General features: G+C 51.1%; 12 protein-coding genes. 2 read left to right on the top strand and 10 right to left on the bottom strand.

All coding sequences use genetic code 11. The features are described 5' to 3' along the window. Nucleotides 1–81: 81 nt before the first annotated feature. A complete protein-coding gene (locus ACR9FF_RS13175; RefSeq protein ID WP_015844261.1) occupies nucleotides 82–306 on the top strand; it encodes a hypothetical protein in 225 nt (74 codons plus the stop codon). Between the two features lie 74 nt (nucleotides 307–380). Here ACR9FF_RS13175 and ACR9FF_RS13170 read toward each other — a convergent pair whose 3' ends face one another. Further along, a complete protein-coding gene (locus tag ACR9FF_RS13170; protein ID WP_015844260.1) occupies nucleotides 381–518 on the bottom strand; it encodes a hypothetical protein in 138 nt (45 codons plus the stop codon). Between the two features lie 140 nt (nucleotides 519–658). On the opposite strand from ACR9FF_RS13170, the gene ACR9FF_RS13165 reads away from it, so the two are divergent. Beyond that, entirely contained in the window at nucleotides 659–1402 is a 744-nt protein-coding gene (locus ACR9FF_RS13165; protein ID WP_201003293.1) for an HAD family hydrolase, read from the top strand. Between the two features lie 79 nt (nucleotides 1403–1481). On the opposite strand, the gene ACR9FF_RS13160 is transcribed toward ACR9FF_RS13165, so the two are convergent. The 9 genes from ACR9FF_RS13160 to ACR9FF_RS13120 all read right to left on the bottom strand — a co-directional run bounded on the left by ACR9FF_RS13160 (nucleotide 1482) and on the right by ACR9FF_RS13120 (nucleotide 12160). Then, complete coding sequence (locus ACR9FF_RS13160) at nucleotides 1482–3806, bottom strand: DNA topoisomerase 3 (protein ID WP_435171566.1); 2325 nt, start codon at nucleotides 3804–3806, stop codon at nucleotides 1482–1484. A 17-nt stretch (nucleotides 3807–3823) separates the two neighbouring features. Next, on the bottom strand, nucleotides 3824–4945 hold the full coding sequence (locus tag ACR9FF_RS13155) for a hypothetical protein (RefSeq protein ID WP_435171564.1): 1122 nt from the start codon (nucleotides 4943–4945) through the stop codon (nucleotides 3824–3826). A gap of 51 nt (nucleotides 4946–4996) precedes the next feature. Further along, a complete protein-coding gene (locus tag ACR9FF_RS13150) occupies nucleotides 4997–5317 on the bottom strand; it encodes a hypothetical protein (protein WP_248762495.1) in 321 nt (106 codons plus the stop codon). 185 nt (nucleotides 5318–5502) lie between these two features. Next, nucleotides 5503–6993, bottom strand: coding sequence for a glutamate synthase subunit beta (locus tag ACR9FF_RS13145; RefSeq protein ID WP_127491226.1), 1491 nt, complete (start codon nucleotides 6991–6993; stop codon nucleotides 5503–5505). 219 nt (nucleotides 6994–7212) lie between these two features. Next, nucleotides 7213–7704: a dihydrofolate reductase gene (locus tag ACR9FF_RS13140; protein ID WP_435171562.1), complete on the bottom strand. Its 492-nt coding sequence runs from the start codon at nucleotides 7702–7704 to the stop codon at nucleotides 7213–7215. Between the two features lie 17 nt (nucleotides 7705–7721). Next, on the bottom strand, nucleotides 7722–8684 hold the full coding sequence (locus ACR9FF_RS13135) for a thymidylate synthase (protein WP_127491230.1): 963 nt from the start codon (nucleotides 8682–8684) through the stop codon (nucleotides 7722–7724). Nucleotides 8685–8841: 157 nt separating this feature from the next. Beyond that, nucleotides 8842–9327: an acyl-CoA thioesterase gene (locus ACR9FF_RS13130; protein ID WP_127491232.1), complete on the bottom strand. Its 486-nt coding sequence runs from the start codon at nucleotides 9325–9327 to the stop codon at nucleotides 8842–8844. A gap of 110 nt (nucleotides 9328–9437) precedes the next feature. Continuing rightward, entirely contained in the window at nucleotides 9438–10853 is a 1416-nt protein-coding gene (gene lpdA / locus ACR9FF_RS13125) for a dihydrolipoyl dehydrogenase (protein ID WP_201003307.1), read from the bottom strand. A gap of 5 nt (nucleotides 10854–10858) precedes the next feature. Then, complete coding sequence (locus ACR9FF_RS13120) at nucleotides 10859–12160, bottom strand: dihydrolipoamide acetyltransferase family protein (RefSeq protein WP_435171559.1); 1302 nt, start codon at nucleotides 12158–12160, stop codon at nucleotides 10859–10861. Between the last annotated feature and the right edge of the window lie 95 nt (nucleotides 12161–12255).

Genomic DNA, 12255 nt, shown 5'->3' with positions numbered 1-12255 from the left:
ACAAATGTTTGCTATAATAAAAACAGAACAAACGTTCCCTAATTGTTATCCCACAATCATTTTGAAGGAGGCTGAATCACCATGAATAAAAGCTGCGAGAACTTTCGTTATTTAGAGAAAGGATGGCCGCGCCGTGACCTGACGTTTAAATTTTACACGGACGGAACTTTAACGATTATTGATAATCGTGCAGAGGAGGTGATCTCGCCAAATGATTTGAAGGGTGACAGCATGGACTTCTATGTACGGAGGCGTATCGCCTTTATTAAGAATAAATTGATCGCTGCACAGCAGAAATATGCTTAATGTCGCTAAACATTTAAAACAGGCGGAATACAGGGCGCTGGAATAATATGCCCCTGGATTCCGCCTGCGTTGCTTTACGGCAGCTGTTTATTAATTCCATTCATGCTTGGAGGACGGTTTGCGAGTTTGTTCAACTTAAGGCCAATGGCTTCCGATTTAAAACTCGATTGGTTTTGACGGTTTTGCGTTTTGTCGGCTTTATTGAATGGCATGCTCATCACCTCCCTGCCTTTATGAGAATGATTAGCATAAATCGCGCGAATTAAACATCGCTTTGGGCTTCGTTGACGTAAGGCTTCGAATAAGGTAGATTGTTCATACGATGAACTTCACCAAAGGAGCCGTGCTTTAAATGAAGCAAAACCTTTTCTTTGACCTAGACGACACCCTCATTCACTGCAACAAATATTTCTACTTTGTGATCGAACAGTTTGTGGACGCGATGACAACGTGGTTTGCGGGTTATGAAGGGGTAAGCGCGGATGCCGTGCGCAATAAACAGACGGAGATCGATATTGCGGGCGTAGCGGTGCTCGGATTCAAGAGCGAGCATTTCCCGCAGTCTTTTATTGATACATACCATTATTACTGCGACCTGACAGGCCGCAAAAAGTCCAAGACGGAGCAGGACTTTCTGTGGAAGCTTGGCTTAAGCGTATATGAGCATGAGACCGAGCCCTATCCGAATATGGAAGCTACGCTTGATAAGCTGGCTGGAGAAGGTCATACCCTTCATCTCTATACCGGAGGGGAAATTACGATTCAGCGCCGTAAGATTGAGCAAATGAAGCTGGAGCGGTATTTCGATACGAGAGTATACATTCGCCGGCATAAGAACAGCGAAGCTCTTGAGCAGATCTTGGCTGAAGGCGGTCATGACCGCCACTTGACCTGGATGATCGGCAACTCGATTCGAACCGATGTTGTACCCGCACTTACGGCAGGCATCCACGCCATCCATATGAGAACGGAATCCGAATGGCAGTACAATGTCATTAATATCGAGGTAGAGCCGAAGGGAGCCTTTTTCACCCTGAGTAACCTGCTCGAGGTTCCTCCGGCGATTCATGACTACGTGAGTCGCAAGCAGCCTTAAGCTTAATGACATAAACAAAAGGAGTAAAGCGACAATTGGCCGCCTTACTCCTTTTTCCGTTGAACGATTAATCTAAAGGTTATACGCCTTGAACGGAGACCGTGCCTTTATCCCGGTCCGTCAACACCAGCTTGGCTTTCGTGCTGCTGCCATCCTGACGTTTGAAGGTAAGCTGGCTTGTTGCTCCTTTTTCCAGTAGGGAACGAACCATCGGAATCGAGATCGTCTTGCCCTGCTGCTCCTTCCAGATCACAAACGTACAGCCATCACGGAAGGCGCTGCAGCCGAAGCCGCGTTTCCCTTCAATAATTTGGCCGCTGCAGCCTGCTCTCGGGCATGCCGCGATTGGCTCGCGGGCGGAAGGACTTGCGGATGTCCGTGTTGCAGTTGCAGACTTAGGTGCGGCCGTTGCGGTTGCGGAAGCCGAGGATGCCGACCTGGATGAAGATGTCCGGCTTCCGCCGGAACTCTTCGAAGTACGGCTGCCCCGCTTGGAACCGGAACCCGCTGCTCCTCGCTTGCCGCCGTTCTCCCGTTCCTCGAACGTTCCCGGCGCCGCCGGTCGCTGCTGGCGCACCTTATCGACGATCATGGCGGCAAATTGCTTCACCTTCAATATAAACTGGTCATCGGACGCCTCTCCGCGCGAGATCTGGTGCAAGCGTTGCTCCCATCGTCCGGTCATTTCCGGCGATGCCAGCAAATCTACGCCAGCCCCGCGAATCAACTCGATAGCCGCGCAGCCTTTGGATGAAATCTCCAGCTTCTTGCCGGTTAAATCCACGTAACCGACCTGCTTCAGCCGTTCGATTGTCGCGGCTCGGGTGGCAGGCGTGCCCAGTCCCGTATCCTTCATCGCCTCGCGCAGCTCGTCGTCCTCCATCGATTTCCCGGCGCTTTCCATCGCTTTCAGCAATGTGCCTTCGGTATAAGCCTTTGGCGGTTGGGTCGTTTTCTCGAGCGATTCGGATTTTACGCATTTGACGCCTTGCCGAGGATCAATCGCGAACGGTTTATCGGTGAGCAGCTCTTCCTCATCGCTCTCGGCCTCATCCTTATCGCTTGCTTTCTTCTTGCTGGTCTTCTTGGCGGCTTGTCCCTGATCCTGCAGAACAACCTTCCAGCCAAGCTCGAGCAGCTCCTTCGCCTTTGTCCGGAAAATCTCGCTTTCTACCTCGGTCAGAACCGTGTGGTTCTTATACACCGCGGGAGGATAATACTGCGACAGGAAGCGCCGGACGATCATATCGTAAATATTCTGCTCCTCCGGGCTTAAGCCGGAAGGTCGCTTGGGCGTTGGCATTATGGCATGGTGATCCTCGACCTTCGACGGATTGCATACCGCCTTATTTCCCTTATGCACCCGGCCACGGTCCGCGCCGTTTGCGAGCTCGCGGTAAGAATCGGACCCCTGCAGCATCGTCAGCACCTTATGCATGACGGGCAAATTCTCTTCGGTTACGTAATTGGAGTTCGTACGCGGATAAGTAATGGCCTTATGCTTTTCGTACAAAGCTTGCGCAATATCCAGCGTCTTCTTCGCCGAATAGCCGTAGCGGCCGTTCGCTTCCCGCTGCAGAAGGGTCAAATCATGAAGACGGAACGGATATTCCTTGCTCTCCGCCGTCTGGTAATCATTAATAATGCCAGTCTTCCCTTGCGTCTTGGCGGCCAGCGCTTCCGCCTTCGCTTTATCCGTAATCCGATCCCCCTGCCATATCCCTGAATATTGAAAGCCGTTCTGGTCGAATAATGCCTTTACGACATAATACATATCCGACTTGAAGGCCGTGATCTCTTTGTGCCGGTCATACAGCAGCGCCAGGACCGGCGTCTGCACCCTGCCAACCGAGAGCAAAGCCTTATGGCGGATTGTAAATGCGCGGGAGGCATTCATCCCGATCAGCCAGTCCGCCTCGCTGCGCGCCCTGGCTGCCCTTGTAAGCGGGGCGTAGTCCTCATCGCTTCGTAGGGAGTCAAAGCCCTTTCGGATCGTCTCAGGCGTCAAATCCGAGATCCACAGACGGTCTGTCGGCTGGGGAAGCTTCAAATATTGCCGGATCAGATGAAAAATAAGCTGTCCCTCGCGCCCGGCGTCACACGCATTCACGAGACGGCCGCATCGCTTCGCAAGCTCTCCGATCGTCTTGAGCTGATCCTTCGTCCGGGCATTTGGCCACAGCTTGAACTTATCCGGAATAATCGGCAAATCCTGATCGTTCCATCTTTTATAGCGCGCGTCATACTGGTCTGGCTCTGCAAGCGTGACCAGATGACCGATCGCCCAAGTTATAATATAACGGTCGCCTTCCAGGTACGTCCGCTTATTCGCCGCCTTCGGCTCAACAACCGCAGCGATCGTCCGCCCCATGTCGGGCTTTTCCGCAATAATTAATGTCTTCAATTAATCGCCTCTCATATCTAGCTTGTTCGTTCTATTTTGCTTTTCATCGATGCAAAAATTTTACTCACGCCACTTGCCCAATTCTGATCCTCCGCGTATTTGCGATTGATCCAGGCGATCGGGTCCTTGCCCTCCGGCCGGTTTTTGCTCCATTTCAATACGGTCTGGGAGGCAATTCTCGCCGAATCGTGAATGGTCGTATTGTAGTCTTTCCAGCTATAAAAAACATTGAACGGATTGTTGGCGATCTTCATCGCCTGTTTATTCGACTTCGGTACAAAAGCTTGCTCCTGACCGGTAATCGCGAATAAAAAGAGGGGATGTATATCGAATGTTTTTGCCGCGTCGATGATGGCATCCAAGTAAGGCTGTTCCGCCAGAAGGGAATCTCTGCTGTTCAAATAGTCGACAAGACTTTCCTTATTCACATCGGTATACCGCAGCTCGTCCGGAAGCTCGTTGCCCGCTACAGCCGGCATCACTTTCTCGTAGGATTGCAGCGTAACCGGAGGCTGCAGCTTGTTAGGAGAAGGCCTGAGCAGCGACCAGCCGTACAGGAGCGAAGCGCTCACCAGCATGACGGATAAAAGCGAATAAACCAACGTCTGCTGTCGCCGGTACGGCTTCAGAGCCGGATTAAGCTGATGGAACGGAATAACCTCGGCCAGCTCGGTAACCGCATCCTTTTTCCCTTCCAACCGGTACTCGGATCCCAGCCATTCCTTTAACTGCTCCCATGAAGCGGATGTCTCCGACTTCCCGTTCTTCGCAAGCTTGTCCAGCTGGATTCGGAATAAATCCCATTCCAACTGCGTGCCGCTTTGCTCCTCCACCCATTTATGAAGCGGCGTAACAACGTCGGAATCAGCCAGGTCAAGGGAAAGGCATGCTTCGAAAATATCGTCCGCGCGGACCGGCATTTGCCTCTCCAGCACGGTTGTCCGGATTAGCCTTGCCGTCACTTCCCGCTTCAGCTTGTCCTCAAAAGGCGGAAGCTGCTTTTGAATAATGCGAGTAACCGCATCGGCAACAATCTCTGCCCTCTTATCCTGCGGCATCGCCTCGTACTTATGTTGAACATACTGTCTGATTTTGCGTACATCAATCGGGGTTAATACAAAGGCTTCCTCGGCCGGCATGACGAACTCTCCCCTTTACGTCATCTCTAACCGATTTTACCACAATTTTCTTTATATTGGGGAGGACAGATTTGCAATGCGCCGCTGAATTTCTTCGCTTTCAATAAAGGCTTTGATCTGCTCTTTCTCGAACGCCGTAAACTGATATTCGCAGTCTATATCCTCGTCCTGCGGGACGATTTGCGCGATGGCGCCGCCTAATGTGCAAATGACGAGCCCGCTGAAATCGATTAGGTCATCCGGCACGGGAGTCTCCTCGGTCACGTCAAACCGCAGCACGATATCCACCCATTGATTGTCTCTGCGCTCTATTGCTGCCGTCATCGATTTGAATCGCAGCTCCGTCACTTTGTCCAATCCGTATTTAATCAATCCCGCCGCCTCCTAGACAATCTGGCAACAGCCTTATTCTACCATTCGATGTAAAGTATACTCCAAAGCTGAAGCTTGGTAAGAATTGCTCACCTCATAAGTAAATAGGTATTAATCCCTATTCGACAAGAAAAGCGCCCGGAGGCGCTTCCTGTTATCGATTGTTATCTCGGGCTCCTTAAACCTTAAGGCAGCATCGACGATCCCATCAAATATTTATCCACTTCGCGAGCTGCCTCGCGGCCTTCGTTGATCGCCCATACGACAAGGCTTTGTCCGCGGCGCATATCGCCTGCTGCGAATACTTTATCAACGTTGGTTTTGTATTTGCCATAAGTCGCTTTCACGTTCGAACGGCGGTCTTGCTCAAGGCCGAACGAATCGATCAGCGTTTTCTCCGGTCCTTCAAAGCCTACTGCGATAAAGACAAGATCAGCCGGCCATACTTTCTCTGTGCCCGGGATGTCTTTATAAATTCTGCGGCCGGTTTCTTCGTCAACCGTACGCTCGATTTGTACCGTGTGCAGCTCTTTCAGGTTGCCGTTTTCGTCGCCAACGAATTTCTTCGTCAGTACGGAGAATGCACGAGGATCTTCGCCGTAGAGGGCTTTTGCTTCCTCTTGAGCGTAATCAAGCGTGTACACGTTCGGGAATTGCGGCCAAGGGTTGTTTACGATATCGCGTTCCAGCGGAGCTTTCGCTACCGTACCGAATTGCGTAACCGATTTACAACCATGACGCAATGCCGTTGCCACGCAGTCCGTACCTGTATCGCCGCCGCCGATAACGATAACGTCTTTATCTTTAGCGGAGATGTAATTGCCGTCTTCCAGGTTCGAATCCAGGTAGCTCTTGATTGTTCCGTTCAGGTAATCCATCGCCATGTGGATGCCGTTCAGCTCGCGGCCTTCCATTTCAACATCGCGTGCTTTTGTTGCGCCGCCGCACATAATAACCGCGTCGAACTCTTTCAAAAGCTCGTCTCTCGAAATATCTTTGCCGATTTCCGTATTCGTTACGAAGTCAATGCCTTCTTCTCTCATCAGGTTGATGCGGCGGTCTACAACATGCTTCTCAAGCTTCATCGTAGGAATGCCGTAAGTGAGAAGTCCGCCGAGACGGTCAGCGCGCTCGTATACCGTAACTTTATGGCCTGCTTTATTCAATTGGGCAGCTGCCGCAAGACCAGCCGGGCCGGAGCCTACAACGGCTACTTTTTTACCGGTGCGTACTTTAGGAGGTTGTGCAACAACCCATCCCTCTTCAAAACCGCGCTCGATAATAGCATGTTCAATGGTCTTAATCGTTACGGGGTCCCCGATCAAGCCAACTGTACAAGAGCCCTCGCATGGAGCCGGGCATACGCGGCCGGTAAATTCAGGGAAGTTGTTTGTTTTGTGCAAGCGGTCAAGCGCCTCACGCCACAATCCACGGTAAATCAGGTTATTCCATTCCGGAATCAGGTTGTTTACCGGGCAGCCGGATGCCGAACCTGCAAGTTCCATGCCTGTATGGCAATATGGAGTTCCGCAATCCATACAGCGAGCGCCTTGCGTACGCAGCTGTTCATCCGACAAATGCTTATGAAATTCATTCCAATCCTTGATCCGTTCGATAGGATCCCGATCAGCCGGCAATTCACGTTGATACTGCATAAATCCTGTAGGTGTAGACATGTGCGAATTTCCTCCATCCAATATTCCCGAAAAGCCTGTATAATTATTCTCTTAAAACTATATCGGGAATCTTTAAATATTTCAACAAAAAACTTCATTGCCTACGCGATTATCGTATAAAAAAGCCTATCATTCTTATTTTCTGTCGTTAATGGATTATCCGCACAATCATTTGCACTTATTAACACAACGTTCGTCATTTATGCGTTTTTCTTTATTTTATGCTTTTCGGCGGGCAAATGTTTGGAAAGTGAAGGAGAACGCATTGCGCTCGTCGCTTTCCACCTTCTCCGCATCCACGCGCTCCCACTCGTCTTCGGTAAGCGCAGGGAAAAACGCGTCGCCGCCTTCAATATCGGTTTCTACTTCCGTGAGCAGGATTTTGTCCGCGAATGGAAGAAACTGTGCATAAATATCCGCTCCGCCGATTACCATCAATTCCCCGTCTCCGTAGCGGTCAATGGCTTCCTGCACGGAATGAACAACCTCGCAGCCCTCTTTCGCGTAATCCTGTTGTCTGGTTATAACAACGTTTGTCCGGTCCTTCAGCGGCTTGGGCAGCGATTCAAACGTCTTGCGGCCCATAACAACCGTTTTCCCCGTCGTATGGCGCGTAAAGTAAGCCATCTCGGCCGGAAGCCGCCATGGCAGCCTATTCCCGATCCCGATTGTACGGCCACGGTCCATTGCTGCGATCATCGTAATCGACATCGTGTTTTCCTGCTTTCTTATACGGCTACCGGAGCCTTAATAGTAGGATGCGGCTGATAGTTCTCGAGCTTGATATCTTCAACCTCCGCGTCGAAAATCGAACTCACATCCGGATTTATCGCAAGCACCGGCAGCTCCCGCATGTCCCGCTGCAGCTGTATGTCGATTTGTTCCAGGTGGTTCAAATAGATGTGCGCATCGCCAAGCGTATGAATAAACTCGCCAACCTCAAGCCCGCACTCTTGAGCAATCAGATGCGTAAGCAGAGCATAGCTTGCGATATTAAACGGGATACCGAGGAAAATATCGCCGCTCCGCTGATACAGCTGGCAGCTCAGCTTGCCGTTGATCACATAGAACTGGAACATCGTGTGGCAAGGAGGAAGCGCCATCGACGGCACGTCCTCGGGGTTCCAGGCCGATACGATCAAGCGGCGGGAATCCGGGTTTTTCTTGATCGTATCGATAATTCCCTTGAGCTGATCTATCGTCTCTCCTTGCGTCGTGCGCCATTCACGCCATTGCTTGCCGTATACGTTGCCAAGATCGCCGTATTTCTCGGCAAAAGCATCGTCGGTTAGCACAAGATTCGTGAATTTGTCCATCTGCTCCTTGTACAAGGCGTTAAAAGCCTCATCCGTCTGCGAACGAAGGCCAAAGTCCGTCATGTCCGGGCCATTGTAGTCGGTGCTCTCCACCCATCTCTTAAACGCCCACTCATCCCAAATATGGTTATTATGCTTCAGCAAATACCGGATATTGCTGTCACCTTTAATAAACCACAGCAATTCGCTGACAATCAGCTTGAACGGCACTCTCTTCGTCGTCAGAATCGGAAAGCCCTTGGCAAGGTCAAACCGCATCTGGTAACCAAAAGTCGAGATCGTTCCGGTGCCCGTCCGATCCTCTTTCTTAACGCCGTTCTCCAGCACATGCCGCAGCAATTGCAAATATTCCGTTTCACTTGTTTGAACAGTCATTTTTATATCAACTCCTTGTCATTGATCGGCACAACATCCTTCTCCCGCATGCAGGGCCGATCCAAGGTTTTTCGAAAACTAAACGCGGTCGTTCATTTTCGAATTGCCTCGATAGAGGTTTTCTCACTAGTTTAACATTTTTCGCATAGGTTTGTCTTCACGTTTTCGCCGGTTGCTGGCGCTCCCGTTTTCGTTTCATCCGCAGCTCATGCCGCTCCGGGGCGGTTGCAAACATACGGATTTCCTCTTCGGTCTCCGGATAGACTTTGGGCACCATTGCGGGCTTGCCTTTGTCATCAAGCGCCACAAAAGTAAAGAACGCCGTAACCGTTGTGGTCCGCTCGGCCGTATACAGGTTCTCCGATTGAACGGTCACGCACACTTCCATGGAGGAATTGTTCGTCCAGCTTACGTAAGCTTCCACCTCGATTACTTCACCTACTCTAATCGGCGCTACAAAATCAAGGCTGTCCGTCGAAGCAGTCACCACCTGCATCCGGGCATGCCGCATCGCGGCAATCGCGGCCGCCTTGTCCATATATTCCATAACCTTGCCGCCAAACATCGTATCGTGATGATTCGTATCCAGCGGAAAAATGATCTGCGTCATGACCGTTCTGGATGCACTAGCCGGCTTTTCCATAAGCTTTCGCTCCTCGCGTTATGTACAGTTATAATATGCAAAAAGAGGCCCGCATGCTGTTCAAGCCGCGGAACCTCTCTCACTAAATCTCAAATAACGAAGATCGGATATTATTTAGCAACCGTGTGGATTGGATGTCCAAGCGCTACTTCAGCAGCGTCCAGAACGATCTCACCCAGTGTTGGATGCGCATGGATAGTCAAGGCGATATCTTCGAGAGTAGCACCCATCTCGATAGCCAGAGCAAGCTCAGCAATCATGTTGGAAGCTTCCAGACCGATGATTTGCGCGCCCAGTACAAGACCAGTGTCAGCATCGGAAACGAGCTTCACGAAGCCTTCAGTCGCGTTAAGCGACATTGCGCGGCCGTTGATTGCGAATGGGAATTTGCCCACTTTTGTTTTGTGGCCTTTGTCTTTTGCTTCTTTCTCGGAAAGACCAACTGCTGCGCATTCCGGATCGGAGAAGCATACGGCCGGCACGCATTTGTAATCGATAACGCTAGGCAGACCGGAGATTGCTTCTGCCGCGATGCGGCCTTCGTACATGGCTTTGTGAGCAAGCGCAGGACCAGCGATGATGTCGCCGATAGCGTAGATGTGCGGGTTGCTTGTACGGCATTGCGCGTCAACTTCAACCAGACCGCGCTCGCCGACTTTAACGCCAGCCAGCTCAAGACCCAGGTCTCCGTCAGTGTTAGGACGACGGCCAACGGTAACGAGCAGGTAGTCTGCGGTAACTTTCTCTTCTTTGTCGCCAACTTTGTAAGTCAGCGTAACGTCTTTATCGGTTTGCTCAGCGCCTTGAGCCATTGCGCCGGTAACGATATCCACGTTAGTGCCTTTAAGTTTCTTAGCAACGATCGAACCCATATCTTTATCGAAGCCTGGAAGAATTGCGTCTCCGCCTTCGATAATGGTTACTTTCGTACCGAACTTGGAGTACATTTGGCCAAGCTCGATGCCGATGTAGCCGCCGCCGATCACGATGATGCTTTTCGGAATTTCAGGCAGCGACAAAGCGCCTGTCGACGACACGATGCGGCCGCTGAACGGGAATGCTTTCAGCTCGATTGGACGGGAGCCTGTAGCGATGATGCAGTTTTTGAAACGGTAGCGCGGTGCTTCTTGATCGTTGAAGACACGTGCTTCGTTCTCGTTGATGAACATAACTTCGCCGTTGAAATATTGCACTTTGTTCGCTTTCAGAAGCGATGCAACGCCGCCGGTCAGTTTTTTAACGATACCGTTTTTGAACTCTTGCACTTTGTTCCATTCCACTTTCACGTCGCCGGCAGTGATGCCGAACGCGGATGCATGGCTGATGGACTCGTATTGATGCGATGCCGAGATCAGAGCTTTCGAAGGGATACAGCCCACGTTCAAGCAAACGCCGCCTACATTCTCCTTCTCGACAACAAGAACGCTTTGACCAAGCTGCGCTGCGCGGATTGCCGCAACATATCCGCCTGGACCTGCACCGATGACTAGAGTATCAATATCTAATGATGGATCTCCTACTACCATTGTAGTTACACCTCCATGATGAATAATTCTGGTTGACCCAGAAGTTGTTTAATGTAATTCATAAAGTTTTGAGCCGTTGCACCGTCGATGAGACGATGGTCGAAGCTCAGCGACAGAGCCATTACAGGAGCTGCCACGATTTCGCCGTTGCGCACAACCGGCTTCTCGGAAATACGGCCAGTACCCAGGATAGCAACTTCAGGGAAGTTGATTACCGGAGTAAAGAACATACCGCCAGCGGAACCGATGTTGGAAATCGAAATGGTGCTGCCTTTAAGCTCGGCGGCAGTAAGCTTGCCTTCGCGGCCTTTTGCAGCCAGGTCGCGGATTTTGTCGGCAACCATGAAAATATTTTTACGGTCAGCGTCTTCGATAACAGGAACGATCAGGCCGTTGTCCGTATCTGTCGCGATACCGATGTTGTAGTACTTTTTGTAGACGATCTCTTGGCTAGCTTCATCCAGCGTAGCGTTCATGATCGGGAATTGACGGCAAGCCGCAACGAGTGCCTTCACGATGAATGGCAGGTAAGTCAGCTTGGAACCTTTTTTCTCTGCATATGGCTTGTATTTCGCGCGCAATGCAACCAGTTCGGTAACGTCAACTTCGTCCATGATTGTTACGTGAGGAGCGGTGTATACCGATTTAACCATCGCGTTAGCGATTGCTTTGCGGATGCCTTTGAACGGTACGCGTTCTTCCGGACGGTAAGCGTCAACTGCCGCTGCTGCCGGTTTAGCTGCTGGCGCTTCTGCTGCTGCAGGAGCCGCCGCTTCAGCTGCCGGTGCTGCTGCCGCTGGTGCTGCACCGCCGCCGTTTGTAACGTCTTCGCGAGTAATGCGGCCGTTTTTGCCAGTGCCGGTAACCGTCGTCAGGTCAACGCCTTGCTCACGGGCAAATTTGCGAACGCTTGGCGTAGCCAGAACCAGACCGCCGGTTGCTTTTGGAGCTTCCGCCGGTGCAGCAGGAGCTGCCGCTGGTGTTGCTGCAGGCGCAGCCGGTGCTGCCGCTGGAGCCGCCGCCGCTGGAGCTTCAGCTGCCGGAGTATCTTGCTCTGGAACATCACCTTCCGCATCAATGATTGCCACAACTTCGCCAACATGGCAAACCTGGCCGTCTTTCATGCGTACTTCGAGTACAGTACCGTTAACCGGACAAGGCACTTCTACAACTGCCTTATCGTTTTGTACTTCCATGATGATATCGTCATCCGTTACTTTGTCGCCGACTTTAATGTGCACTTTTACGATTTCGCCTTCGTGCAAGCCTTCGCCAAGCTCAGGAAATTTGTATTCAAATTTCGCCACTGTAGTATCCTCCTTAAAAGAATTAGCGCTTACTTTGCGGTAATTCTTGCCTCGTAAGCATGAGCTTAAAGAATTAGCGCTTACTAAACGGTAAT

The sequence above is a fragment of the Paenibacillus glycanilyticus genome (genome assembly GCF_051200795.1).
Taxonomy (GTDB): domain Bacteria; phylum Bacillota; class Bacilli; order Paenibacillales; family Paenibacillaceae; genus Pristimantibacillus; species Pristimantibacillus glycanilyticus.
This window is presented reverse-complemented; position numbering and strand designations above follow the sequence as displayed.

Bases quoted from the DNA above. Each gene is read 5' to 3' on its own strand.
- ACR9FF_RS13175 (WP_015844261.1), top strand. From the start codon at position 82: ATGAATAAAAGCTGCGAGAACTTTCGTTATTTAGAGAAAGGATGGCCG.
- ACR9FF_RS13170 (WP_015844260.1), bottom strand. From the start codon at position 518: ATGCCATTCAATAAAGCCGACAAAACGCAAAACCGTCAAAACCAATCG.
- ACR9FF_RS13165 (WP_201003293.1), top strand. From the start codon at position 659: ATGAAGCAAAACCTTTTCTTTGACCTAGACGACACCCTCATTCACTGC.
- ACR9FF_RS13155 (WP_435171564.1), bottom strand. From the start codon at position 4,945: ATGCCGGCCGAGGAAGCCTTTGTATTAACCCCGATTGATGTACGCAAA.
- ACR9FF_RS13145 (WP_127491226.1), bottom strand. From the start codon at position 6,993: ATGTCTACACCTACAGGATTTATGCAGTATCAACGTGAATTGCCGGCT.
- ACR9FF_RS13140 (WP_435171562.1), bottom strand. From the start codon at position 7,704: ATGTCGATTACGATGATCGCAGCAATGGACCGTGGCCGTACAATCGGG.
- ACR9FF_RS13135 (WP_127491230.1), bottom strand. From the start codon at position 8,684: ATGACTGTTCAAACAAGTGAAACGGAATATTTGCAATTGCTGCGGCAT.
- ACR9FF_RS13130 (WP_127491232.1), bottom strand. From the start codon at position 9,327: ATGGAAAAGCCGGCTAGTGCATCCAGAACGGTCATGACGCAGATCATT.
- lpdA (WP_201003307.1), bottom strand. From the start codon at position 10,853: ATGGTAGTAGGAGATCCATCATTAGATATTGATACTCTAGTCATCGGT.